Genomic DNA, 25,211 nt, shown 5'->3' on the forward strand with positions numbered 1-25,211 from the left:
TTCATTTTTCCTGCTATCCCGCCCGCAATGCCTCGATCTGGCGCAGCCACGCATCAAAGCGCGGGCATTCCTGGCGAATTGCCGTCAGGCCTATTTCCAGCGCGGCAAGCGAGCCATGCAACGGCTTTTCATAACCGTTGAACAGCTTGAGGATGCGCTTGCTGGGGGCAGTGACGGGGCTGTCGTTGATGGCCTCTGGCGTGTCGAAGCCATCACGAATGCTTTGGAATTTTGCACCCAGGTCGGACTGCCCGATGCCGGAGGCCAGTTGATCCGGGCAACTGAACAGCAGCCCTTCGAATTCGTACATCTGCACATACGGGACAAAGCGGCGCATGGGGTCATCGCCTATCCTGTCGCGTAATCGAGCGGTCATCGCCTGCTGCAGGCACTCCGCCTTGCTGTCCACATCGTTCAAACCGTTCGCCTCGACCTTGCCCGGAAACTCCTCCGGTAAGCCGTAGAAGTCGAAGAACGTCGTGCACCATGCCTTTCGCTCGCCCAGCAAACGCTTCTGAACGTCGGTTAGCACGCGCTCAAAGCGGACGTTGCCTCCCTTGTGTCCGGGTTTTCCGATCAAGGCTGGGACGAGATAAATTCCTTGCGACTCGAACGCCTCAGCCAATACTTGGCTGACGAACATTTCCTCGGTCTGCCCTTCGCAAACGACATGTACCCGGATCATTTGCGCGGCCTCCCGCCCAGGATGTTCTTCTCCCACAACTCGCCCAGCGTGTAGTCCTCCAACCAAGTCTTGAGTTCTTCTTCGTCCAGCCGCTTGAACACCGTATCGCCCTGTTCACGTTCGACGATGATGAGATCGTCCACCGTGAACTCATCCACCAGCGGAACGGACTGTGTGGACACGATCACCTGCATGCGCGTGGATGCCGAGCGCAGCAAGGAAGCCAGCAGCGTGATCGCGTAGGGGTGCAGGCCCAGTTCCGGCTCATCGATGATGATGGTCGAGGGTGGATCGGGTTGCAGCAGCGCCGTGACCAGGCAGATGAAGCGGATGGAGCCATCCGACAACTGGCTCGGCCAAAACGTGTAGTCGCTGTCTTTCTGCCTCCAGAGCAGGCGGATTTGCTCGTCGTCGCCCTTAAGCTTGCGCGGCTTGAGGGCGAAATCGTCGAAGAATGGAATGGCAAGCTGTACCGTCTTGCGGATTTGCTCGTACACCTCCGGCTCGTCTTCCTGAAGACGAAACAGATAGGACGCCAGATTGGAGGCATCGGGGCGCAGATAGTCGTTGTCCTGCAAGCCTCCCCAGCGCTTGACGCCTGCGGTATCACTGGTGTCATGGAAGTGAAAGACCTTCCAACTGGAAATCGAGCTGTAGCAATAATCCGCCTCGCTTCCCGATGGCCATGCCAAGAACTGTTCCTTGAGCTTGGCTTCCTGGTGCCCGTTGCCCAACTCAATCCACTTGTCACCGTAGTATGGGCCGGCAAAAAATAGTCGTTCATTGGCAAAAACGAATCCACCATCAACCGTCGGCTCAAGTGCAAATCTGTAACCATTCAAGCCAAAGCGGATAAAAGACTCGACGCGGTTCGTCTCCTTGATACCAAAGCTCAGGATTCGATCCGCACCGCCCTGCTGGACTGCCCATTTCTGCAGCCGCCCCTCCACCATCTCCCCCAACATGCGGAAATAGGAGACAAAGCTGCTCTTGCCCGCGCCATTGGCACCCAGCAACACATTGAGATTGCCGAGTTCAAAATCAGGCAGGCTGCGGATGGATTTGAATCCATCGATGCTCAGTTTGCTGATGCGGTTCTTCTTGCTCATGGGGTTTGTCCTTGATCTGGACTCGCGCTGCCATCGGCATGCGCATGTGGCTGGTCACCCTGCGACTGCTCGCTGAAATGTTTCCATGCTACGCGGTAATCCGCCTCGCGATCCGCCAAGGTGAAGGGCGCGGTGTAGCGGATCGTGCGGTCGATGGGGCCGCCCGGTTGGGTGGTGTCGGTAATGGGGCGCTCGATCACCGTGCCATCGGGGATTTGGGGATGCAACGTGCCGTCGGGCATGGCCTTGGGTTGGAGGTCTTCCCAGCCGAGGCGGCGCGGCTTGCGGATGCCGTCTGGGGTGATGACGGTGCACTCAGCGTCCCTGCGGTTGGCCTTGCGGGGCAGGCCAACGCCGACGAGGCCCTTGCTGGCGGTGAAGACGATGCGACCGGTGGCGTCGTACCAGGTGTCGCGCTCGTACTGGCGCATGACGGGGAACTGCACGCGGTAAATGGTGAGCAGTTCGTCGAGGGTCAGGCCCAGGGCCTGGGCGGCGAGGACGTCGATTTCCACCAGGGCCTGGCGGCGGGCGTAGTCGCTGCGCAGGGCGTTGTGGCGTTGCCAGTCGGGGGTGAGCTGGGCGAAGAAGTCTTGCGGCAGGCGCGGGTCGGCGCTGGCCCAAGAGTCTTGCTGGAACTCGGGTTGCCAGCAGGTTTGCCAAAGGTCGGCGTAGTGGGTGGTGAGGCAGGTTATCGCAAGAAACCTAGTTGTCAGTACCGTACTCGATGCCAAGAGCGGAAATTTTGCTAAACCCTCTCCATAGAGATCGCCTTTGCCGGTGCTTTTAGTGAAAAAATCAAAAGGTATCGAGCAGAGGCAAGCTGCGATGCTCACCAAATTTGAGCTGCTACGGAATGTGGTAGCAACGCATGTATTGATAGAGGCAGCACCTGCTGGCACCACGGTAGCAATTAATGTCCTCTCGCCAGATTGACTCAGCATTCGCCGATGAATCATTTGAAAAGACATGTTCGCCGGTCTGGCTTCGACTTCCCCTTCCTCTACCCAACTGACGCGCGGAACGCGGCGGGCGTATTCGGCGGCGCTGCAGGCGGGGCGGTAGTTGCTGCGTGGCAGGTAGTGGTCTGGCAGGTGTTCGAGGTCGAGGTTGTCGTAAGCCTTGTGGGTTTCGCAGATGGCCTTTGGCGTCTTGCTGAACGGGTTGCCGACGTAGAAATGTGGGCCGGAGAGTACAAAGTCGGCAGGCGAGGCGACGAAGCCGGTTTCCCGGCGGATGGTGCCGTCGCGCTGTGCATAGGTTTCATCAAAACACACCGTCGTGAAGTAATCGTCTTTCAAGTCGCCTAAGCGACGCGGGACGTAAGCGAACTTTTCCAGTGCCGAGATCAGTTCCCGACTGTGGACGGCGGGCAGGCGGGCCAGCAAGGGCGGTGTACCCGGGATGTCGTAGAGCTTGGCGAAGGTGGCGAGCACTCCTTCATTCACTTCCACGGTACGGTTGCGATGCCCGTTGAAGTCCCATCCGTCACCTTCGTTCTTGATGCCCGGTGTCGGCCCAGCGCCAGTATGCTCCAGACTGGCCCTGATGGTTGATGGGTGGAATAGATTTGCCATCGTCGTAAACTGCGGCGACGGTTGCGATGGCGCATAGACATTGATGCTGTATTTTGCGCGGTGGGCAACTTCAGCAAATAGCTTTAGTTCGTTCTGGAATTGGTAGTGCGCTCGCAGCCGTACATACACGGCTGCGCGGAACTGGCCACCATTTGGGTCGTCATATGGCCCTTCCGGGTGCAGCAGTGCCTGCACGCCACTGCCCACACGCCACACCAGCGGCAGGAAACATTTGTACAGGTTGCTTTGCTGGCCCTTGAGTAGCGGATAGTTCTGCACTGCATTGAGGTATTCGCCCACGCCCTCGGTGGCCACGCATTCGGCCAGGTAGTCGGCGCGGGCTTGGGACGTGGCGGTGAACACGGCTTCGCGTTGATCGGCGGTTTGTTTGGCGGAGAGCTTGCGGATGGCAAAGCGCGGGTCGAAGTCCGAGAGCAGGCTTTGCTCATTCCATTCGACCTTGATCCATGGCGGGTTGCCCAGCACTACGTCGAAGCCGCCACGCTGCTGGAAGATGTCGGCGAATTCCAGTTCCCAATGCAAAAAACGCTGCTGCTCGGCCACTGCCTGCGCGACTTGCAGCTCTGATCGGGTTTCGATCAGCAATGAGATGTCCACATAGCCGTAGCGGTCGCGCTCGGGGGTGAGGTCCAGCGTGATCTGCGGCACGGTTTCCGGGAACAGATCGATGCCATCCGTGGGTGCCATCAGGCTGGCATTACCGAGCAGTACGGTTTCCAGCACGAACCACCATTCCTCGCGGCTGGGCAGGTCGTTAGCCTTATCCAACGGCCAGAACCAGAGCGCGCACCAGTAGTCCATCACCAGCTTGAGGCGGCGGTACGGACTGGCGTTCTTCTGCGCCTCGCTGAGCATTTCGCGCTGGAAGGTGGCGTCCTTCTGCGCGGTGGTGGTGGGCGCGTGGTTAGCATCGGTGCTGGGCCAGACGTGCAGTTGGTCGCTGGTGGCGCGGCGCACGCGGGCCAGTTCCTGGGCGTGCTGCTGCCAGAGCGCTTCGGCGGCCTGGGCGATGGCTTGCACGCGGGTGATTTCGCTGCGTTCCAGCGGCGCGGCAAAGGCTTTGCGCCATTGCTTGAAGCGTTCGAAGGCGGCGGGTTCCAGCGCCTTGACCACCTTGTCGGTGACTGCGCCCATACCATCGGCGGGCAGCAGGAAGTGGAAGATATCGGTGGCGGAGGGTGTTTCTGAGAGCGTAAGGGCACGCGGCACGGCGCAGCGCCAGTCGCGCTCGGGCATATCCTTCTCACCTCGGCCGGGCGAGAGTTGCGCGGTGCTGAAAACGTCGCGCCGCGCTCCGACCAGGGAGTTGCCGGCCACCAATTGCAGGCCGAACCAAGGCACATGGCCGCCCTTGAAGATGGCGTTGAGCCAGAGCGAGACTTCGGCCAGTTCCACGGCCACGGGGTTGAGATCGACGCCGAACACGTTGGTGTCGGCGATATACATCTTGACCCGCTGCTTTTCTGCCGCGTAGTCGTCGTGGGGGATGCTCTGGCCCAGTTCCTTCTGCTTGGCCTGCAGGTAGGCTTCGGCAAGCTGGCTGACGGCTTCGTTCAGGAAGGCCGCGCTGCCCATGGCGGGTTCGCAGAGGGTCAGGCGCAGGATGTCGTCGGCGGATTTGCCGGGCAGGATTTCGCGCAGGGCGTGTTCCACCAGGCAACGGGTGAGGATTTCCGGGGTGTAGTAGCTGGCGGATTTCTCGCGGGCGCGGCCGGCCAGGCGGTAGATGAAGCGGCCCTTGGGGTACAGGCGCGGCTCGCCGCCGAACAGGCGTTCAGCGTCGCTGTACTGGCTGATGGCGCTGGCAGGCACGAAATAGGCCGCTTCCAGCGGGTCGAGTTCGGCGTCCTTGCGTTTTTCGCGGGCGCTGGGCGACGGGGTGTCGTCGTCATCCGTGGCGTCGCTGTCATCGGGGACCTCGGCTTCGTCTTCTTCCGAGCTACTGGTCTTTTTAGCCTTGGGGTCGCGGCGCACTTCATACAGGTCTTCTTCGGCGAAGAAGCCACGGAAGGAGAGCAGCGCCTCGTACACGGCACCGAGCTGGTTGATGCCAAGGGTGGCGTAGCTGATGCGGCCACGGCGACTGTTTCTGGCAAACCCGTTGCCGCTGCTGCCACGCGACAGGGACATCAGCTCGACGACTTTTTGCAGCACCTGATTGCGCAACCTGACGCTGTTCAGCAGCCGGGTGCGCTCCGGGTCGAACAGATGGCCTTGCAGCGGGGCGATGGTGAAGCCACTGCCTTGCGCGATGTCGCCCGGTGCAGGGTCAAGACCGGCGTTCAGCTCCTGCTGCCCGCTACCGGCATCGCGGCGCGGGAAGCCCTGCCAGATCAGGCCGAACAGTTGTTGCAGGCTATCGTGGAAGTAGAAACCGTTGCGGGCTTCGTCGGTGGTGAGCGGGGTCTGTTCCAGCTCGCGCAGGTGTTCGACGCTGTAGCCCTTCAGATAGGCTTCGGCCTGGATCGGGGCATAGCCGAGTTCGGGGCGGGCCTCGATGTAGAACAGGAACAGCAGCCGGTACATGTAACGCAGGCTTTCGCGGCTGAGCTGGTCGGCCAGGTCGGTATCGGTACGCTCAAAGAGCTTTTCCTTGCTGACTTCGCGCTTGTAGCGGATGGCCTCGTTGGCGATCAGTTCGATGCACTCGCGCAGGGCGTACTTCAGGTCGGTGGAAACCTCGAAGGCGTGCTTGTGGGAGCTGTCGTCCAGGCTGTCGAGCAGGGCCGCGCCGCCTTCGGCGGGCAGCACGGATTGTTTGCCCAGCAGAGCGGCGATGGCGCGCAGGCTGTGTTCGTCGCGCGGGCCGAACAGTTCCGGCAGGTCGAAGCGCAACAGGGCCTTGCGGCCCCATTTGCTGCGTTCGATCAACAGCCATTGTTCGTGGTGGACCAGCAGCACCCAGCGTGGCGGGGTGTCGTCGGCGAACAGGCGGCGAGAAAGGGTTTCTTCCCAGTCCGCCTGGTGACGGCCAGTCTTGGCGCCTTTGCCGTCACGCGGGGGCAGTTGCAGCGGCGCGGTGTCTTCGTCGCCTGGCAGGGCCAGCGCTGTGGCGATGGCTAGCAATGGGTGGCCCTTGGCGTCACGGTACAGCGCCAGCAAGGGCAATTCGCCTTCGCGGCCGGCGTCGGCCAGGGCCAGGGTTTGCGGCTGCAATTCGTAGTCGAGCGCAGCCAGCAGCGGCTGGGCCAATTCATGCAGCAGGCGTGCGCGCGCCTCGGGGCATTTTTCACCCAGGAAGCGCTCGCGGTCGCGGAAGAAGCCATTGGCACCACTGGCGCTTCTGAGGCGGGCGACAGGGCTGTTGCTACCCTGCTCCTTCCACTGCTCGAACAGGGGCTTGAGGTCCTTGACCAGGATGTCGTCCAGGTAGTGCTGGCTGTAGAACTCGTTGGCATTATGCAGGCCGTTGATGGTGAAGCTCATTGGGCCGCTCCTTGCGCCACGTCTTGTCGTGCTGCGTCCTGTTGGGAAACTAAGGCGGCGACAACGGTGAACTGGGCGCGATCATCCAGTTGCAGCGTGTCGCGCACCCATTGCTGGTATTGGCCGAACAGGTCGGCAGTGGCGCTTTCGCGCTGCTGGCGCTGGGCGGCGCGGACTTGTTCGATGCCGCCCAGCGCCAGTTCCAGTTCCATCTGTTCCAAGTGCTTGCCTTGCAAGACGGCGAGTTTGTCCAGCTCTCGTCCCAGGCGCTGGAGACAGTCCGCATCGAATGCCCGCTTTATGGGGCGCAGATGCGCTTCGGCGGCATGGATGACGGCAGGCAGGGCTTGCTGCCAAAGGCGGCTGTCGGGGGCATGACCATCGTTGGCCGGGGCCGGGTTCTGGCCGCCGTCCAGCCCGGTGCGGTGCAGGGTATCGGGCAGGCCCAGCACGGCCTGCACCTGGCCCCGCGCATCGAGTTGCACGCCCAGCCATTCGGCCAGCATGGCCTGGCCACGCCGGTTGGGCACCTGGGCCAGCACAAGGATGATGGCTTCACCCGCTTGCAGGCCTTGCGGCACGCGCAGCAGCGGAGCTCGCTGGCGGCCGAAGGCGGCCATCAGCTTGTGGTCCAGCCACTGGGCGATGGGGTGCAGCGGCCAAAGGTAGTGCAGTTGCGGCCAGTCGCTGCCGTCGCGGGACTGGGTGATGGCGGCTTCGACTGTGCGCTTGTCGGCGCAGAGGGCAAACGTATTGTCGGTGGGCCACATTTCCGGGGCGAGGTCGCGCTCCAGAATCTGCGTCAGGTCACGCCCCGGCTGGAAGCTGAGAGTGCGGGTGGCGTCGTCGGCCTGCACGGCGGGTTGCTGCTCGGGCTGGTGCTGGCGCAGCCAGCGCAGGCCGTCGCGGGCATAGTGGTAGTGACCGGCAAACAGGCTGGGCAACGTACCGGTGGGGGATGGCGTGGTGGAAGGCACAGGTTCGCCGCCCACAGGTGGCGTCGCGTTGTTGGCGGCGTCGCCCCAGAGCAGTTCGAAGGGATCTATGTCGCCCCCCGCCAGTTGCTGGGCGAAAGCTTCGGCGGTGGTGTTGCCTTCGATGGCCTTGGCCACTTCCAGGGTTTCGGCGTCTTCGTCGTACAGGCCCATGAAGGCGGAGGGATCGCCAATGTTCTTCGCGGCCTGTTCGTCTTTTTCGATGAGGATTTCCAGGTAGCGCAGGTCACCACGGACACGCTCGTTGCGGGGCTGGGTGTAGAGATAGCCGATCTTGGGCGGTTGCGTCTGGCCGTAACGGTCCACACGGCCGTTGCGCTGCTGGAACACCATCAGCGACCAGGGGATGTCGAAGTGGATCAGCCGGTGCGACTGGTAGTGCAGGTTCAGACCTTCGGAAGCCACGTCGGAGGCGATGAGCAGGCGCAGCGGCGAATGGCTGCGGCCGAAATCCTCGACTGTTTGCTGGATCTCCTGATCGGGCAACTGGCCGTGCAGGATGGCGACGGCGTCTGCCTTCAGGCCCAGCGCGGCAGGCAGGTGTTGTTGCAGGAATTTCAGGGTTTCGATGCGCTCGGTGAAGAGCACCAGGCGGTCATCGGCGGCACGGCCGTCCCAGCGCCAATGTGGATCGTCCTTGAGTTCCGCGATGAGATGTTGCAGCTTGCTGAACTGTGTGGGTTCGATCTGTTGCACAAGGGCTTGCAGCTCGCGCAGCGAAGCCAAGTCGGGATGCGTTGCATCACGGGCTTCCAGGCGGCGGATGCGCTCCTTGAGGGTTTGCAGGCAGGCGGCGGGCGAGGAGAACAGTGCTTTTTCCAACACGGTGCGGAACAACATGGCGCCGTCGCGCGCGCCGCTGCCATCACTGGCGAGCTTGAGTTCGGCCAGGGTATCGAAGGCGAGGTTCTCGGCGGCGCTGGCCTGGGCGGCCAGCTTGAAGACCTGGCGCTCGGGGAAATCCTGCTTCATCTGTTCGCGCACGTCGCTCTTGAAGCGGCGGATGAACAGGTGTTCCACGTCGCTGCGGGTGTAGTCGGCCCTGGGTGGCAGCACGGTGGGGTCGAGCATGCGCACCAGGCTGGCGAAGCTTTCCTTCTTGCCGTTGTGCGGTGTGGCGGTGAGCAGGATGAGCGCATCGGAGCGCTGCGCCAGCAGGTCGGCCAGACGGTTGCTCTGGGTGCGATTGCCCTTGTAGGAAACGTTGTGGGCCTCGTCGATGATGATGAGATCCCACCAGGCGCTTTCCAGGTAGTGGCGGTATTCGCTATCGCGTTTGAGCGTATCGACCGAGATGATGGTACGGTCGTAGTAGCTGAAAGGGTTGTGGTTGGCCGGTATCTGGCGGCGGATGCGCTGGATGCCAGCCGAATCTAAGCGCGTCAAGGCGATGGTGAAGCGGTTCCAGAACTCCTGCTGGAACTGGCGCATCATGCTTTTGGTGGCGACCACGAGGATGCGCCGGGCACGGCCGCGGCGGATCAGTTCTGCAGTGAGGATGCCTGCTTCCAGCGTCTTGCCCAGGCCGACGGTATCGGCAATGAGCAGGCGTGGACGCAGTTGCTGCAGCACATGGTGGGCCGGGTCGAGCTGGAAGGGCAAGGTGTCCATCACGGCCTGTTGCCCCAGCACCAAGGCATCGCCCTGCACGGCAGATTGGCGCAGACGGGCTTCGATCGCCAGCCGTGCGGCCATGAAGCCGGGAGAGTCGTCGAATACCAGCTCGGTCTGCGCCGGGTCGATCAGGGTGACGTCATCGAGCGCCGTCAGGAACAGGGCGTGGCGATTGCGCACGGTTTCCGACACACCGATGCAGGAAAGTTGCCAGCCACCCTGGGCGCATTGATCGGCGTGCTGGACGAGCCATTCTTCGTCGCGGATCAGGGCACGGGAGCCGGGAGCGGGAGGCTGGGAAAGGGACATGAAGTTTCTACGCTACGCTCGGGTGGATGGACGGGACACAGGGAAGCAAGCCAACGAACACACCATCACGCTGACGATTCCGAGGACCGTCCATCCTGCGCAGGTACCTGCAACCCGTGCTTGCGTGCGTATTCGATCACCAGCACCTCCACCATCGAGGCCACGGAGCGGTGTTCACGTTCCGCTGCGGCCCGCAACAGTTGCTTGACGTTTGGCGACGTCCGAATGGAGAGCGTTTCAACCTTCAAGCGCGTCATTGCAAGACCTTTGGATAAGTCATACTTACTTGCAAATGTACTGCACTTTGCATGTCACGAAAAGCACATGTGTTAAACGCATGCGGATCGACGGTTTGGCAACCTCTATTACGAAAAGGCAAGGGCAATAAGCCGAAGGGGAATGGCGCCAAGGGTCAACGGCCCTACCCAAAAAGGGAAAAGGCCACCAATACCTCGGACGGACTTACACCACCAGATTTGCCGACGGCGCCAGGCTGTCGATGTAGTCCGACCACGCCTGCAGCATCTCCCGCCGCTGCTCGGCGTATTCCGCCCTGTTGTAGACGCCGCGCACGCCGCCGATGGTGTGGTTCAGCGCCTTTTCCACCACATCCGAAGGCCAACCCTGTTCGTGCAGCAGCGTCGAGGCGGTGCGCCGCAGGTCGTGGATGGTGAAGGCGGGGATCTCCTGCCCCTGCAATGACACCTTCAGCGCCTGGTTCAGCGCATTGCTGGCGAAGGGCTTGGCCAGAGTGCCACGCCCCGGCAACACCCAGGCACTGCTGCTGGCCAGCGGCTTGAGTTCCATGAACAGTGTCTGCGCCTGGGTGGAGAGGTAGACGATGTGCGGTTTGCCGGTCTTGGAGTTCTCGACCGGGATGTGCCATTCGCCTTCGTCCAGATGCACGTCCTTCCACTGCGCCAGCATCAGTTCGGACTTGCGCACCAGGGTCATCAGGAGCAACTGGAAGGCGATCTTGAACTGGCGGCGGATGTTGGAGGTTTGCATCGCGCGCAGGAACTGCCGGATTTCGTCCGGCGTCAGCGCCCGTTCGCGGGCGGCGGCGCGGTAGACGTGCCGCATCGGCAGGGCCATGACCGGGTTGGCCTGGATCAGGCCGCAGGTCAGCGCGTAATCGAACATGCGCTTGAGCAGGCCACGCACCTGGCCGGCTGCGGCATCGAAGCCTTGCGCCTTCTTGCGCCAGATGACGCTGCGCACGTCTTCGGCGGTGACGTCCCGGACCGGCTTGCTGCCGATGTGCGGCAGGATGTCCTTTTCCAGGTAGCGACGAGGCATGGTCACGTCCTTGCGGTCGCGTGACTGGATGTCCTTGAAGAAGAGCTCGGCGAACTCGGCCACGGTGGCGTCTTCTGCCCCAGCTACTTTCTCCTGTTGCTTTTTCTGTGCCGGAGACTGGCCCATTGCCACTTGCTGAGCCGCCTCGTCCCGCTTCAGGCGGGCGTTCTTCAGCGTCAGCGCGGGGTACTTTCCCAGCGTCAGCTTCTCGTACTTGCCGTTCAGCCGGTAGCGGTAGCGCCAGACGACACCCCCGGTCGGGAAGACCTCCACATACAGCCCCCGGTCGTCGGTGACCGTATAGGTCTTGTTCCTGGGCTTGAGCGCCTTGAGTGCGGTGTCGGTCAGTGCCATCTCATCCCCCGTATGTCCAAGTAGAAGGATGGGAAAGAAGAATCCGGCTACTTGGAACCAAACTTGGACATAAAATCGAGTGGCTTTGACTGTATCACCGAATCACTCAGCAGATAAAATCCCTTTATTTATGCGGTTTGTAGGCGAATTACTAGACATCAGTGGATGTCCCTGGACCCCACCTCACTTCCCGATGCAGAAGCTGGAGAAGATGCGCCCGAGCAGGTCATCGGAACTGAAGGCGCCGGTGATCTCGCCCAGCGCCTGCTGCGCCTGGCGCAGATCCTCGGCGAGCAGCTCGCCGGCGCCGGCCAGGGTCAGTTGTGCGTGGCCATGGTCGAGGTGGCTCTGCGCCTGGCGCAGGGCGTCCAGGTGGCGGCGGCGGGCGCTGAAGCCGCTTTCGGCGGTCTGCTCGAAGCCCATGCAGGCCTTAAGATGCTCACGCAGCAGCTCTAGTCCGGCGCTGGATTTGGCCGACAGTGCGAGGCTGACGTGGCCATCGGCACGGGTTTCCATGCGCACCTGCTCCGCGGACAGATCGGCCTTGTTGCGGATCAGGGTGACCCGCGCCGGGTTCGGTCGCTGCTCGAGAAACTCCGGCCACAGGGCGAAGGGGTCCTGGGCTTCCGGGGCGGTGGAATCCACCACCAGGAGGATGCGATCCGCCTCGCCGATGGCCTTCAGTGCGCGCTCCACGCCGATGCGCTCGACCTGATCCTCGGTATCGCGCAGGCCGGCGGTATCGACCACGTGCAGGGGCATGCCGTCGATGTGGATATGTTCGCGCAGCACGTCCCGGGTGGTGCCGGCGACATCGGTGACGATGGCCGCTTCACGGCCGGCCAGGGCGTTGAGCAGACTGGACTTGCCGGCGTTCGGGCGCCCGGCGATGACCACGGTCATGCCGTCGCGCAGCAGCGCCCCCTGCCCGGCTTCGCGCAGCACTGTGGATAACTGTTCACGGACGCCGTCGAGCAGGCCCAGTACGTGGCCATCGGCGAGGAAGTCGATTTCCTCTTCGGGAAAGTCGATGGCGGCTTCGACGTAGATGCGCAGGCTGATCAGCCTCTCGGTCAGTTCGTGCACGCGCCGGGAGAACTCGCCCTGCAACGAACGCACGGCATTGCGCGCCGCCTGCGCCGAGCTGGCCTCGATCAGGTCGGCGATGGCTTCGGCCTGGGCCAGATCGAGCTTGTCGTTGAGGAAGGCGCGCTCGCTGAATTCGCCGGGACGTGCCTGACGCGCGCCCAGTTCCAGGCAGCGCTGCAGGAGCATGTCCAGCACCACCGGGCCACCGTGGCCCTGCAGTTCGAGGACGTCTTCGCCGGTGAAGGAGTGCGGCCCGGGGAAGAACAGCAGCAAGCCTTCATCGATGACCTCGCCCGCATCGTCGTGCCAGGCGCCATAGTGGGCGTGCCGCGGGTTCGGTTCGATGCCGCTGAGGGTGATGGCGATCATCCGTGCGCGCGGGCCGGACACCCGGACGATACCGACGCCGCCACGGCCCTGGGCGGTGGCGACGGCGGCGATGGTTTCGCGGGACAAGGGCATGGCGAACCTCCGAACAGCAGAACGCCCCACGGTGGGGGCGTCCTGTCATGTAGCTGGCGAAGCCTGGTCGATCACGCCTTGGAAGGCTGGCTCGCGGCTTCGATCTTGCGGGTAATGTACCACTGCTGTGCGATCGACAGGACGTTGTTGACCACCCAGTACAGCACCAGACCCGCCGGGAACCAGAGGAAGAAGAAGGTGAAAATGATCGGCATCATCTTCATCACGCGGGCCTGCATCGGGTCCGGCGGCGTCGGGTTGAGTTGCTGCTGGATGAACATGGTGGCGCCCATGATGATCGGCAGGATGAAGAACGGATCCTTGATCGACAGGTCGGTGATCCACAGGATCCACGGCGCCTGACGCATCTCCACGCTTTCCAGCAGTGTCCAGTACAGGGCCAGGAACACCGGCATCTGTACCAGGATCGGCAGGCAGCCGCCCAGCGGGTTGATCTTCTCTTTCTTGTACAGCTCCATCATCGCCTGGGACATCTTCTGGCGATCGTCGCCGAACTGTTCCTTGAGCGCCTGCAGCTTTGGCGATACCGCGCGCATGCGCGCCATCGACTTGTAGCTGGCCGCCGACAGCGGGAAGAACGCCAGCTTGATCAGGATGGTCAGGACAATGATCGAGAAGCCCCAGTTACCCAGCAGGCTGTGGATATGTTGCAGCAGCCAGAAGATCGGTTCGGCGAGGAACCACAGGATGCCGTAGTCGACGGTCTTGTCCAGGCCTGGCGAGAGGTCGGCCAGATCCTTCTGGATCTTCGGTCCGGCATACAGGGTCGCGCTGGCCTGCGCCTCGGCCCCGGCGGGGATGTTCAGGGCCGGGCCGGTATAACCGATGATGTAGTTGCCCTGGCTGTCCTTGCGTGTCTGCACCAGATTGCTGTCGTCCTGCGCCGGGATCCAGGCGGTGACGAAGTAGTGTTGCAGCCAGGCGATCCAGCCACCCTGTACGGTTTCCTTGAGCCCCTGCTTGTCGATGTCTTTCATCGACACCTTGGTGTAGGGCTTTTCTGCCGTCCACAGGGCCGCACCCAGGTAGGTGGCGGTGCCGGTGGCGGTGCTGGAGGAAGGGTCGCCGCTGTTGTCACGCTTGAGCTGGGCGAACAGGTTGCCGCGCCAGACCGCGTCGCTCTGGTTGTTGATCAGGTAGGTGACCTCGATCTGGTAACCGTTGCCGTTGATGCAACCGGCTTTCTTCTGTTCCAGTTCCTTGGCCGAACACTGTGCGTTGAGGCCACGGTGGAAGGTGAAGCGCTTGATGTAGTCGACCCCGGCTTCGCTGAAGTTCAGGTCGACGACCAGGGTGTCCTGACCGTCGGCCAGCTGATAGACGCGTTGCTCGCTGTTGTACAGGGGACGGCCGTTGGCGCGGGCATCGGGGCCGTTGGCGCCGGTCAGGCCGCTTTGCGCCAGGTACAGGCGCTCGCTGCCATTGTCGAACAACTGGAAGGGAACGTCGGGACGATCCTGGCGCCGCGGGTAGTGCGGCAGTTGCAGACGTACCACATCGCCGCCGCGGGGATCGATGGCCAGATCCAGCACGTCGGTCTTCACCTGGATCAGGTCCTCGCTGATCGCGGCGGCCGCCACCGGGCTCGGTTCGCTGCCATCGGCAGTCGCCGTGGGGACATCGTCGCTGCTGGCGACGGAAGCCGTCTCGGGCAGGCTGGGCACGGCTGCTTTGCTGGTGGAAGCTGTCTGAGTCGGCAGGGCTGCTTGGCCGTAGTCCTGGTTCCATTGGAGAACCATCATGTAGGACACGACTGCCAGGGCGACGATCAGGATCGAGCGTTGAATATCCATGATTATTCGGCCATCGAAGAGGAACGGGAGTTTTTTGCGAGGGGCACCGGATCGTAGCCACCAGGGTGCCAGGGATGGCAGCGCCCCAGGCGACGAACGGTCAGCCAGCCACCACGCAGGACGCCATGGTGTTCGATGGCTTCAAGCGCGTAGCAGGAACAGGTGGGATAGAAACGACAATGACTGGCCATCAGAGGGCTGATGGCGTACCGGTAGAACTGGATTGAAGCCAGGGCCAGTTTACGCATGGGGATTGTCGTTCACCCCGGTCTGGGCATCGGCGGCCTGTGGGCTTGGCTTGCTGCGGGCGAGGCGTTTCCACAGCTTGCCGAACTGCTGTGCCAGTTCGGCATTCTGCAAGTCGCCCAAGCCTTTACGCGCGACCACCACGATGTCCCAGCCCACCAGGTTGTCCTGGTTGAGGCGGAACGATTCGCGAATCTGGCGTTTCAGGCGATTGCGCTCAACCGAGAGCTTGACGCTCTTCTTGCCGATCACCAGCCCCAGGCGTGGGTGATCGAGCTCATTGTTGCGCGCAAGCAGCAGGACATTTTTGCCCGGCGCTTTGCCGCTGGGGGAGTCGAAGACTGCCTTGAACTGCCGGGGTGTAAGCAGACGCTTTTCCCGGCCGAAGCCTCGACTCACCACAAGACTGGAAAATCAGACAGTGAGGCGAGCACGGCCCTTGGCGCGGCGACGCGACAGGACGGCGCGGCCGTTCTTGGTAGCCATGCGAGCACGGAAACCGTGGGTACGAGCGCGTTTGATGGTGCTGGGTTGGAAAGTGCGTTTCATGGTGCGGTACCTGGTAATCGACAACGGGCCGGAATGGCCCCCGTTTTAAGAGACCGGCGATTCTAGAGAAAGCCGGAGGCCAGGTCAATTTCCAACCAGACCTTTTACGCAGATAAGAAATATAAAGAAGAGAATATTTAAAGATGTTTTATGGTGTTAATAATGCTTAGGCAGCCAGCTGGCTGTGAATAAGTCAATGCAGGCCAGTGTTGGCGCAGAGTCTGGCGAGTGACAAGTCTGTTCAGAAGCGGTGACGTGGCTGTGTGGCCCCCGGGCATAAGCTGAGGATGGATCGTGCTTTTATCCACAGGGCGGTTATGCCAGGGCTTATCCGCAGGCTTGTACCCCGTCCCCAGGCGTTGTTATCCACAGCTTTCAGATGGGGCTGGCAAGCGCAATAACGTATTGATTTAGCATGGCCTGATTGTCTCTTACGTGTGGATAACTCGTCTTTTGGGGGCTACAATGGCGACTGTTTTTGCCTCACCTGCCTTTCGATTAGGGGATGTCCGTGTCCGTGGAACTTTGGCAGCAGTGCGTGGAGCTTCTGCGCGATGAACTGCCTGCCCAGCAATTCAACACCTGGATCCGTCCACTACAGATAGAAGCCGAAGGCGACGAGCTGCGTGTCTACGCGCCCAATCGTTTCGTACTCGACTGGGTCAATGAAAAGTACATGAGCCGCCTGCTCGAGCTGCTCGGCGAGCGCGCCAATGGCATGCTTCCCGCCATTTCCCTGTTAATAGGCAGCAGGCGCAGTTCCGCCCCCAGAGCGGTACTGACGCCTTCGCCGCCGGTATCCAACTACCACAGCGCGCCGGCCCCGGCGCCCCAGGCCAACCCGGCCCCACCCGCCCGGCCGCCGGCCCTGAGCGAGCCGTCGCGGGCCAGCTTCGACCCGATGGCCGGGGCGGCCGCCAGCGTGGCGCCGGCGCGCAGCGAACGCACGGTGCAGGTCGAAGGGGGGCTCAAGCACACCAGCTACCTCAACCGCACCTTCACCTTCGACAATTTCGTCGAGGGCAAGTCCAACCAGTTGGCGCGTGCCGCAGCCTGGCAGGTCGCGGACAACCCCAAGCACGGATACAACCCGCTGTTCCTGTATGGCGGCGTCGGCCTGGGCAAGACTCACCTGATGCACGCGGTGGGTAATCACCTGCTGGCCAAGAACCCCAACGCCAAGGTCGTGTACCTGCACTCCGAGCGCTTCGTGGCGGACATGGTCAAGGCGCTGCAGCTCAACGCCATCAACGAATTCAAGCGCTTCTACCGCTCGGTGGATGCGCTGCTGATCGATGACATCCAGTTCTTCGCCAAGAAGGAGCGCTCCCAGGAGGAGTTCTTCCATACCTTCAACGCCCTGCTCGAGGGCGGTCAGCAGGTGATTCTCACCAGCGATCGCTACCCCAAGGAAATCGAGGGCCTGGAAGAGCGGCTGAAGTCGCGCTTCGGCTGGGGGCTGACCGTGGCCGTGGAGCCGCCCGAGCTGGAAACCCGTGTGGCGATCCTGATGAAGAAGGCCGACCAGGCCAAGGTCGACCTGCCCCACGACGCGGCGTTCTTCATCGCCCAGCGCATCCGTTCCAACGTGCGTGAGCTGGAAGGCGCGTTGAAGCGGGTGATCGCCCACTCGCACTTCATGGGCCGCGACATCACCATCGAGTTGATCCGCGAGTCGCTCAAGGATCTGTTGGCGCTGCAGGACAAGTTGGTCAGCATCGACAATATCCAGCGCACCACGGCCGAGTACTACAAGATCAAGATTTCCGACTTGCTGTCCAAGCGTCGCTCGCGCTCCATCGCGCGGCCGCGTCAGGTTGCGATGGCCTTGTCCAAGGAACTGACCAACCACAGCCTGCCGGAAATCGGTGTGGCCTTCGGTGGGCGCGATCACACCACGGTATTGCACGCATGCCGTAAGATTGCTGAACTTAGGGAATCCGACGCGGATATCCGCGAGGACTACAAGAACCTGCTGCGTACACTGACCACTTGATACGCAACTTCATGCACGAGGCAAGGGACTAGACCATGCACTTCACCATTCAACGCGAAGCCCTGTTGAAACCCCTGCAACTGGTCGCCGGCGTCGTGGAACGCCGCCAGACCTTGCCGGTTCTGTCCAACGTTCTGCTGGTCGTCGAAGGCCAGCAGCTGTCGCTGACCGGTACCGACCTCGAGGTCGAGCTGGTCGGGCGCGTCGCTCTGGAAGACGCCGCCGAACCCGGTGAGATCACCGTGCCGGCGCGCAAGCTGATGGACATCTGCAAGAGCCTGCCAAACGACGCGCTGATCGACATCCGTGTCGACGAGCAGAAACTGCTGGTCAAGGCCGGACGCAGTCGTTTCACCCTGTCCACCCTGCCGGCCAACGATTTCCCGACCGTCGAAGAAGGACCGGGTTCGCTGACCTTCAGCCTGGTGCAGAGCAAGCTGCGGCGCCTGATCGAGCGCACCAGTTTCGCCATGGCCCAGCAGGACGTGCGCTACTACCTCAACGGCATGCTGCTGGAAGTCCAGACCGGCGTGCTGCGCGCGGTGGCCACCGATGGTCACCGTCTGGCCATGTGTTCCATGGAGGCCGCCATCGAGCAGGTCGAACGCCACCAGGTGATCGTGCCGCGCAAGGGCATCCTGGAATTGGCGCGCCTGCTCACCGAGCAGGACGGTAGCGTCAGCATCGTCCTCGGCCAGCACCATATCCGCGCGACCACCGGTGAATTCACCTTCACCTCGAAACTGGTCGATGGCAAGTTCCCCGATTACGAGCGCGTGCTGCCCCGTGGGGGCGACAAGCTGGTGGTGGCCGACCGTCAGGGGCTGCGCGAGGCGTTCAGCCGTACCGCCATCCTCTCCAACGAGAAGTACCGCGGCATTCGTCTGCAACTGGCGGCCGGCCTGCTGAAGATCCAGGCCAACAACCCGGAGCAGGAAGAAGCCGAGGAAGAGATCGCCATCGAGTACAACGGCGGTGCGCTGGAGATCGGTTTCAACGTCAGCTACCTGCTCGACGTGCTGGGCGTGATGACCACCGAGCAGGTTCGCCTGATCCTGTCCGACGCCAACAGCAGTGCCCTGGTGCAGGAAGCCGACAACGACGACTCGGCCTACGTCGTCATGCCGATGCGCCTGTAATCGCCACTCCCTTGGCCTTGAACAGGCTAGGCTGTACTCCAATCAGCTTTGGCATGTACGGTTCCCCTCCGGATCCGCTACAGCCAAAGCTGATTTCGTTTGGGCAGCCCTCCGTTCGTTACCTTTATCCACGGCCTGCTTCATGTCCCTGACTCGCGTTACGGTCACCGCGGTGCGCAACCTGCAGCCGGCGACCCTGCACCCCTCCCCGCGCATCAATATCCTCTATGGCGCCAACGGCAGCGGCAAGACCAGCCTGCTCGAAGGCATCCATCTGCTGGGTCTGGCGCGCTCCTTTCGCAGTACGCGCCTGCTGCCGGTGATCCAGTACGAGCAGCCGGTGTGCACGGTTTTTGGCCAGGTGCAACTGGCAGATGGGCGGCAGAGCAACCTCGGCGTTTCCCGCGACAGGCAGGGAGAATTTCAGATTCGCATCGACGGACAGAACGCCCGCAGTGCCGCACAGCTGGCCGATACCCTGCCCCTGCAACTGATCAATCCAGACAGCTTTCGCTTGCTGGAGGGCTCGCCGAAGATTCGGCGGCAATTCCTCGATTGGGGAGTGTTCCACGTGGAACCTCGTTTTCTCTCCGCCTGGCAACGCCTGCAGAAGGCCCTCAAGCAGCGTAACTCGTGGCTGCGGCATGGTACACTTGACGCCGTTTCTCAAGCGGCCTGGGATCGCGAATTGTGCCTGGCCAGCGATGAAATAGATGGTTATCGGCGATCCTACATACAACTGCTGAAACCCGTTTTCGAACGTACCCTGAGCGAATTGGTCGAGCTCGAAGGGCTGACCCTGAGCTACTACCGGGGATGGGACAAAGAGCGTCCGCTGAGCGAAGTACTGACGGCGTCGTTGCCGCGTGACCAGCAGATCGGGCATACCCAGTCTGGCCCGCAGCGCGCCGATCTCAGGCTGCGTCTCGGTGTGCACAGCGCGGCGGATATCCTCTCCCGCGGTCAGCAGAAACTGGTTGTTTGTGCCCTGCGCATTGCCCAGGGCCATTTGGTTGATCAGGCCAAGCGTGGCCAATGCATCTATCTGGTGGACGATCTGCCCTCGGAACTGGATGAACAGCATCGCCGCGCCTTGTGCCGTTTGTTGGAAGATTTGCACTGCCAGGTGTTCATCACCTGCGTAGACCATGAATTGTTGAGGGATGGCTGGCAAACGGATACGCCGGTTTCCATGTTCCACGTGGAACATGGACGTATCACCCAGACCACGACCACCGGGAGTGAAGCATGAGCGAAAACCAAACGTACGACTCCAACAGTATCAAGGTGCTGAAGGGCCTGGATGCCGTACGCAAGCGGCCTGGCATGTACATCGGCGATACCGATGATGGCAGCGGTCTGCACCACATGGTGTTCGAGGTGGTCGACAACTCCATCGACGAGGCCCTGGCCGGTCACTGCAGCGAAATCACCATCACCATCCATCCGGATGAGTCCATCAGCGTGCGCGACAATGGTCGCGGTATCCCGGTGGACATCCACAAGGAAGAAGGCGTTTCCGCAGCCGAGGTCATCATGACCGTGCTGCACGCCGGCGGTAAGTTCGACGACAACAGCTACAAGGTCTCCGGCGGCCTGCACGGCGTGGGGGTCTCGGTGGTCAACGCCCTGTCCAAGGAGCTGATCCTGACCATTCGCCGTAGCGGCAAGATCTGGGAGCAGACCTACGTACATGGCGTTCCCCAGGCCCCTCTGGCGGCCGTGGGCGATACCGATGGCACGGGTACGCAGATCCATTTCAAGCCTTCGGAAGAGACCTTCGCCAACATCAGTTTCAGCTGGGACATCCTGGCCAAGCGCCTGCGCGAACTCTCCTTCCTCAACTCCGGTGTCGGCATCGTCCTCAAGGACGAGCGCAGCGGCAAGGAAGAGCTGTTCAAGTACGAGGGTGGCCTGCGGGCGTTCGTCGAGTACCTGAACGTCAACAAGACCGCGGTCAACCAGGTGTTCCACTTCAATGTGCAGCGCGACGATGGCGTCGGCGTGGAAATCGCCCTGCAGTGGAACGACAGCTTCAACGAGAACCTGCTGTGCTTCACCAACAACATTCCCCAGCGTGACGGTGGCACCCACCTGGCCGGTTTCCGCTCGGCCCTGACCCGTAACCTGAACAACTACATCGAGCAGGAAGGCCTGGCCAAAAAGCACAAGATCGCCACCACGGGTGATGATGCTCGTGAAGGTTTGACCGCGATCATCTCGGTCAAGGTTCCAGACCCGAAATTCAGTTCGCAGACCAAGGACAAACTGGTGTCCTCCGAGGTGAAAACCGCGGTCGAGCAGGAAATGGGCAAGTATTTCTCCGACTTCCTGCTGGAAAACCCCAACGAAGCCAAGGCCGTGGTCGGCAAGATGATCGACGCCGCTCGTGCCCGTGAAGCGGCGCGCAAGGCCCGCGAGATGACCCGCCGCAAGGGTGCCCTGGACATCGCCGGCCTGCCGGGCAAACTGGCCGACTGCCAGGAGAAGGACCCTGCCCTCTCCGAACTGTACATCGTGGAAGGGGACTCCGCGGGCGGCTCCGCCAAACAGGGCCGCAACCGCAAGACCCAGGCGATCCTGCCGCTCAAGGGCAAGATCCTCAACGTCGAGAAAGCCCGCTTCGACAAGATGATTTCCTCCCAGGAGGTCGGCACGCTGATCACCGCCCTCGGCTGTGGCATCGGCCGCGAGGAATATAACATCGACAAGCTGCGCTACCACAACATCATCATCATGACCGATGCCGACGTTGACGGTTCGCACATCCGCACCCTGCTGCTGACCTTCTTCTTCCGTCAGTTGCCGGAGCTGGTCGAGCGCGGCTACATCTACATCGCCCAGCCGCCGCTGTACAAGGTCAAGAAGGGCAAGCAGGAGCAGTACATCAAGGACGACGAGGCCATGGAGGAATACATGACCCAGTCGGCCCTGGAGGACGCCAGCCTGCACGTCAACGAGAGCGCCCCGGGGCTCGCCGGCGAGGCCCTGGAGCGCCTGGTCAACGATTACCGACTGGTGATGAAGACCCTCAAGCGCCTGTCGCGCCTGTACCCCATGGAGCTCACCGAGCACTTCGTCTACCTGCCCGGCGTCGGCACCGAGCAGATGGCCGACAAGGCCGCCATGGAAAGCTGGCTGGCCCTGTTCGATGCCCGCCTGAAGACCATGGAGAAGTCCGGCCTGGTGTACAAGACCAGCCTGCGCGAAGACCAGGAACGTCACCTGTGGCTGCCCGAGGTCGAACTGATCTCCCATGGCAATTCCAGCTACATCACCTTCAACCGCGATTTCTTCACCAGCAACGATTACAAGACCGTCACCAGCCTGGGCGATCAACTCAACAGCCTGCTGGAAGAAGGCGCCTACGTGCAGCGCGGCGAGCGCAAGAAGCCCGTCGCCACCTTCAAGGACGGCCTGACCTGGCTGATGACCGAAAGCACCAAGCGCCACAGCATCCAGCGCTACAAAGGTCTTGGCGAGATGAACCCCGATCAGCTGTGGGAAACCACCATGGACCCGGACGTTCGTCGCATGCTCAAGGTACGCATCGAAGACGCCATCGCCGCGGATCAGATCTTCAACACCCTGATGGGCGACGAAGTCGAACCGCGTCGTGACTTCATCGAGACCAACGCCCTGGCGGTGTCCAACCTGGACGTCTGATGCCTGTGTAGGTGTGTATGACCCCAGTGGATCATGGATCTCCTGGGGTTTTCTTTTGGCTGCTCGAGACGCTTTGAGACGATGAGCTTAAGATCCGGGCTTACCGTGAGCTGGAAAAGCTCGGCGTCACCCCTTCCGAGCTGATGCGCCAAGCCTTGCAGTATGTGGCCGAGCGCGGCCAACTGCCCTTTCGTCCGGTGCTGATGAGCGAGGAAGATGAGGTGTTGATCGCGCACCTTGCGCGAACGTCTGGCAGCTTCTCAGCGCGTGAAGCTTGCGCTGGCTGATCTATAGTTCGATGGGCGGACACTGCTTCATCAGTCGTTCTTCCTCGCTGCCTCCTGCACTGCGCGCCCTTGCGCCGTAACGCGGTATTTCTGCAGGCGGCTGCGAGGTTTGTCGGGGATGGTCATTTCGATCAGGCCGGCTTCCAGCGCGGGGTGAAGGTAGGCGTTACGGAAATGATCCTCGTGCCTGAGACCGAGCGCGCCCTGGAGTTCGGCACGTCTCATCTCGCCTTGCAGCACCTTCAGCAGCTTTTCGACTTCCCCGGTGACTTCCCCGGTGACTTCCCCGGTGACTCCCCCGGTGAGTGGTGGGGTGACTGGCACCCATTCCGAATCCGGTCGCCGGGCCAGGGCGCTGAACTGGTTGCCGGCCACATCGTCGATCAACTCGATACGTGGCCATTCCCGCAGTGCTCGGGGAATACCGCTGCCCAGGCCGCGGTAAGGCAATATCTGTGCGGCGTGCTCGGTCAATGTCGGGTTGCGCCGGTTGGTTCGGCCCTGGCGGATGGCTTCGACACTCAGGCTGTCGGGCAGGTGGCCGGGGCTGGCAATCTCCACCCGGTCGGCGAACAGCAGGATGCGGATCGAGGCGCTGGTGAAATAGTCGCGGTGGATCAGCGCATTGACCAGCAGTTCCTCCAGCGCCGCTTCAGGAATCTCCAGCTCGCCCAGGGTATTGAAGCCACGGCCGCGCTGTACGTGATGCAAATTGCGACGGATAAAGGCGAAGCTGCCCTTGAACTGCTCCAGCAGAGTGCCGCCGATGTCCTCGCTGTCCAGGTAGCGACTATCGGCCAGGCTGGTGCCGGGGAAGGCCACGGCCTTGACCTGGAAGGCCGGTCGCCAGCGCTGCGGCTGCCGGCCGAACAGCAGCAAACCGGCCAGGGTCAGCTCGCGCCCATCGCCCAGGCCCAGGTTCTGCAGCAACTGTTCCGTGGATAGCCCGGCCAGCTCGCTGCTTTGCCCGTAGCGGTGGTTGAAGTAGGCAGTGAAGGCCTGTTCATCCAGATCGGCAACGCGAGTGCCGGCCACCGGCACCACATCGGCATACACCAAGCCCGCGCGTTGAAACAGGCGTTGCAGTTCCTCACGGGCGGTTACCTGGCGCTTGTCCGAGCCGCTCTTGACCCATACCCGCCCCTGCAGATCCATATAGGGCTTGTTCAAGCCATCGGCCACCGTCACCAGCATGACCAGGCCCTGGGCGGTCTGCACGTTCTCGCTCAGCGGATGCACGGGTGGTCGCAGATGCTGGCTGGCGGCATTGCTGAACAGCTGGTTCAAGCGCCGCACGGCGGCCGCATCCAGCCCGGCGATGCGGCCGTCATCGGCCACGCCGACGAAGAGCGTGCCCCCGCCGCTATTGGCCATGGCCGCCAGTTCCGCTGCCACGCCATCCGGGTTGATCAGGTCGCGCTTGAACTGGTGGCGGCTGTCTTCGCCTCGGGCCAGGGTCTGCAGCAGTTCGGCTTCGGTCATGGGCTCGTGTTCCCTACATGCTGGCTAAACCTGCATTCCTGGTGAAGAAATCACACGCTCTGGAGCATGTAATAGGCACATGCTTGGTACGCGATCAGCAGGCGTCACTCATCGCTACAGGGGTTGCCTCACAATGCTATCCGCTACCCATTCGAGCCCTCACCCCCACCAGTACCGAACCATGTGGAAGAACACCGGGGCGGCGAAGCACACCGAGTCGAGGCGGTCGAGCATGCCGCCGTGGCCTTCGATCATATGGCCCCAGTCCTTGACCCCGCGGTCGCGTTTGATCGCCGACATCACCAGGCCGCCGGCGAAGCCGAGCAGGCACACCAGCAGGGCGAACAGCCCGGCCTGCCAGAAGGCGAACGGGGTGATCCAGTACAGTGAGGCGCCGATCAGGGTGGCCAGCGCCACGCCGCCGAAGAAGCCTTCCACGGTCTTCGACGGCGACAGGTTGGGGGCGATCTTGGTCTTGCCGGCGAGCTTGCCGCAGACGTACTGCAGCACGTCGGAAATCTGCACCACGATCACCAGCCAGGCGATCAGCAGCAGATTGCGGCCCTCGTAGCCGGCGATCTCCAGGGTCAGCAGCGCCGGTACGCTGGAGATGCAGTACACGGCGATCATCAGCCCCCACTGCACCTTGGATGCGCGCTCGAGAAAGCGCGTGGTGTCGCCACCCAGGGAGGACAGGATCGGCAGCAGCAGGAACAGGTAGACCGGGATGAAGATGGCGAACAGGCCGTACCAGCCGATGGCGATCAGCAGGTACTGCATCGGCAGGGCGAAGTAGAAGGCCGCGACCAGCGCCGGGTAATCGCTGCGCCGGGTCGGGGTGAGGGTCATGAATTCGCGCAGGGCGTAGAACGACACGCAGTAGAACAGCACCACCACGCCGATGTTGCCGAACAGGAAGGCGAAGCCGATCACCAGCACCATCACCCACCAGGCGTTGATGCGGGCGTTGAGGTTGTCGATGACCGGGTGCGAACCGGGGCCGGCGCGCAGCTTCAGCAGCCAGCCGATCAGGCTGGCCAGCAGCAGGATGCCGCCGATGCCGGCGAACAACAGCAAGGTATTGCGATCCAT

16 protein-coding genes and 2 pseudogenes are annotated in these 25,211 nt (G+C 62.2%); 5 read left to right on the plus strand and 13 right to left on the minus strand.

What is annotated here, in order from left to right; translation table 11 throughout:
* Positions 1–13 precede the first annotated feature (13 nt).
* From DNK34_RS13700 to rpmH, 11 genes are all read right to left on the minus strand, one after another.
* Positions 14–685 (minus strand): DUF4276 family protein, encoded by a 672-nt coding sequence (locus DNK34_RS13700; protein ID WP_131176154.1) that lies wholly within the window; start codon positions 683–685, stop codon positions 14–16.
* Positions 682–1,794, minus strand: coding sequence for an AAA family ATPase (locus DNK34_RS13705; protein ID WP_131176155.1), 1,113 nt, complete (start codon positions 1,792–1,794; stop codon positions 682–684). Before DNK34_RS13705 ends, DNK34_RS13700 begins: the two co-directional genes overlap by 4 nt.
* The gene (locus DNK34_RS13710; protein ID WP_242675340.1) at positions 1,791–6,494 is read right to left on the minus strand and encodes an Eco57I restriction-modification methylase domain-containing protein; all 4,704 of its coding nucleotides are present in this window, start codon (positions 6,492–6,494) and stop codon (positions 1,791–1,793) included. The genes DNK34_RS13705 and DNK34_RS13710 overlap by 4 nt, the downstream gene beginning before the upstream one ends.
* Before the next feature lie 320 nt (positions 6,495–6,814).
* A complete protein-coding gene (locus DNK34_RS13715) occupies positions 6,815–9,736 on the minus strand; it encodes a DEAD/DEAH box helicase (RefSeq protein ID WP_131176157.1) in 2,922 nt (973 codons plus the stop codon).
* A gap of 65 nt (positions 9,737–9,801) precedes the next feature.
* Complete coding sequence (locus DNK34_RS13720; RefSeq protein ID WP_123521452.1) at positions 9,802–9,993, minus strand: type II toxin -antitoxin system TacA 1-like antitoxin; 192 nt, start codon at positions 9,991–9,993, stop codon at positions 9,802–9,804.
* 205 nt (positions 9,994–10,198) lie between these two features.
* Positions 10,199–11,389 (minus strand): tyrosine-type recombinase/integrase, encoded by a 1,191-nt coding sequence (locus tag DNK34_RS13725; RefSeq protein ID WP_131176158.1) that lies wholly within the window; start codon positions 11,387–11,389, stop codon positions 10,199–10,201.
* A 183-nt stretch (positions 11,390–11,572) separates the two neighbouring features.
* Entirely contained in the window at positions 11,573–12,940 is a 1,368-nt protein-coding gene (gene mnmE / locus DNK34_RS13730; RefSeq protein ID WP_131176159.1) for a tRNA uridine-5-carboxymethylaminomethyl(34) synthesis GTPase MnmE, read from the minus strand.
* Positions 12,941–13,011: 71 nt separating this feature from the next.
* The gene (gene yidC, locus DNK34_RS13735) at positions 13,012–14,754 is read right to left on the minus strand and encodes a membrane protein insertase YidC (protein WP_131176160.1); all 1,743 of its coding nucleotides are present in this window, start codon (positions 14,752–14,754) and stop codon (positions 13,012–13,014) included.
* 2 nt (positions 14,755–14,756) lie between these two features.
* Complete coding sequence (gene yidD / locus DNK34_RS13740) at positions 14,757–15,002, minus strand: membrane protein insertion efficiency factor YidD (RefSeq protein WP_131176161.1); 246 nt, start codon at positions 15,000–15,002, stop codon at positions 14,757–14,759.
* A complete protein-coding gene (rnpA, locus tag DNK34_RS13745; RefSeq protein WP_207390791.1) occupies positions 14,995–15,399 on the minus strand; it encodes a ribonuclease P protein component in 405 nt (134 codons plus the stop codon). Before rnpA ends, yidD begins: the two co-directional genes overlap by 8 nt.
* A gap of 15 nt (positions 15,400–15,414) precedes the next feature.
* Positions 15,415–15,549 (minus strand): 50S ribosomal protein L34, encoded by a 135-nt coding sequence (gene rpmH / locus DNK34_RS13750; protein ID WP_013793569.1) that lies wholly within the window; start codon positions 15,547–15,549, stop codon positions 15,415–15,417.
* A 511-nt stretch (positions 15,550–16,060) separates the two neighbouring features.
* Between rpmH and dnaA the strand changes: the two genes are divergently transcribed.
* From dnaA to DNK34_RS13775, 5 genes and pseudogenes are all read left to right on the plus strand, one after another.
* Entirely contained in the window at positions 16,061–17,545 is a 1,485-nt protein-coding gene (gene dnaA, locus DNK34_RS13755) for a chromosomal replication initiator protein DnaA (RefSeq protein ID WP_131199527.1), read from the plus strand.
* Positions 17,546–17,580: 35 nt separating this feature from the next.
* Entirely contained in the window at positions 17,581–18,684 is a 1,104-nt protein-coding gene (gene dnaN, locus DNK34_RS13760) for a DNA polymerase III subunit beta (RefSeq protein WP_131177939.1), read from the plus strand.
* A 142-nt stretch (positions 18,685–18,826) separates the two neighbouring features.
* Positions 18,827–19,929, plus strand: a pseudogene (gene recF / locus DNK34_RS13765) (DNA replication/repair protein RecF).
* Positions 19,930–19,932: 3 nt separating this feature from the next.
* Positions 19,933–22,350 (plus strand): DNA topoisomerase (ATP-hydrolyzing) subunit B, encoded by a 2,418-nt coding sequence (gene gyrB, locus DNK34_RS13770; RefSeq protein WP_131177937.1) that lies wholly within the window; start codon positions 19,933–19,935, stop codon positions 22,348–22,350.
* Between the two features lie 92 nt (positions 22,351–22,442).
* A pseudogene (locus DNK34_RS13775) lies at positions 22,443–22,644 on the plus strand (type II toxin-antitoxin system RelB/DinJ family antitoxin).
* A gap of 23 nt (positions 22,645–22,667) precedes the next feature.
* On the opposite strand, the gene DNK34_RS13780 reads toward DNK34_RS13775, so the two are convergent.
* Both DNK34_RS13780 and DNK34_RS13785 read right to left on the minus strand, forming a co-directional pair.
* Entirely contained in the window at positions 22,668–24,119 is a 1,452-nt protein-coding gene (locus DNK34_RS13780) for a Fic family protein (RefSeq protein WP_131177936.1), read from the minus strand.
* 159 nt (positions 24,120–24,278) lie between these two features.
* Positions 24,279–25,211 carry a phosphatidate cytidylyltransferase gene (locus tag DNK34_RS13785; protein WP_131177935.1) on the minus strand — a complete coding sequence of 311 codons (933 nt, stop codon included), beginning with the start codon at positions 25,209–25,211 and terminating at the stop codon, positions 24,279–24,281.

Origin of the sequence: Phytopseudomonas dryadis, from assembly GCF_004327355.1 — a bacterium.
Classification (GTDB): domain Bacteria; phylum Pseudomonadota; class Gammaproteobacteria; order Pseudomonadales; family Pseudomonadaceae; genus Aquipseudomonas; species Aquipseudomonas dryadis.

Excerpts from the sequence above, each read along its gene's own strand:
- DNK34_RS13700 (WP_131176154.1), bottom strand. The coding sequence starts at position 685 with ATGATCCGGGTACATGTCGTTTGCGAAGGGCAGACCGAGGAAATGTTC.
- DNK34_RS13705 (WP_131176155.1), bottom strand. The coding sequence starts at position 1,794 with ATGAGCAAGAAGAACCGCATCAGCAAACTGAGCATCGATGGATTCAAA.
- DNK34_RS13715 (WP_131176157.1), bottom strand. The coding sequence starts at position 9,736 with ATGTCCCTTTCCCAGCCTCCCGCTCCCGGCTCCCGTGCCCTGATCCGC.
- DNK34_RS13720 (WP_123521452.1), bottom strand. The coding sequence starts at position 9,993 with ATGACGCGCTTGAAGGTTGAAACGCTCTCCATTCGGACGTCGCCAAAC.
- DNK34_RS13725 (WP_131176158.1), bottom strand. The coding sequence starts at position 11,389 with ATGGCACTGACCGACACCGCACTCAAGGCGCTCAAGCCCAGGAACAAG.
- mnmE (WP_131176159.1), bottom strand. The coding sequence starts at position 12,940 with ATGCCCTTGTCCCGCGAAACCATCGCCGCCGTCGCCACCGCCCAGGGC.
- yidC (WP_131176160.1), bottom strand. The coding sequence starts at position 14,754 with ATGGATATTCAACGCTCGATCCTGATCGTCGCCCTGGCAGTCGTGTCC.
- yidD (WP_131176161.1), bottom strand. The coding sequence starts at position 15,002 with ATGCGTAAACTGGCCCTGGCTTCAATCCAGTTCTACCGGTACGCCATC.
- rpmH (WP_013793569.1), bottom strand. The coding sequence starts at position 15,549 with ATGAAACGCACTTTCCAACCCAGCACCATCAAACGCGCTCGTACCCAC.
- dnaN (WP_131177939.1), top strand. The coding sequence starts at position 17,581 with ATGCACTTCACCATTCAACGCGAAGCCCTGTTGAAACCCCTGCAACTG.
- gyrB (WP_131177937.1), top strand. The coding sequence starts at position 19,933 with ATGAGCGAAAACCAAACGTACGACTCCAACAGTATCAAGGTGCTGAAG.
- DNK34_RS13780 (WP_131177936.1), bottom strand. The coding sequence starts at position 24,119 with ATGACCGAAGCCGAACTGCTGCAGACCCTGGCCCGAGGCGAAGACAGC.
- DNK34_RS13785 (WP_131177935.1), bottom strand. The coding sequence starts at position 25,211 with ATGGATCGCAATACCTTGCTGTTGTTCGCCGGCATCGGCGGCATCCTG.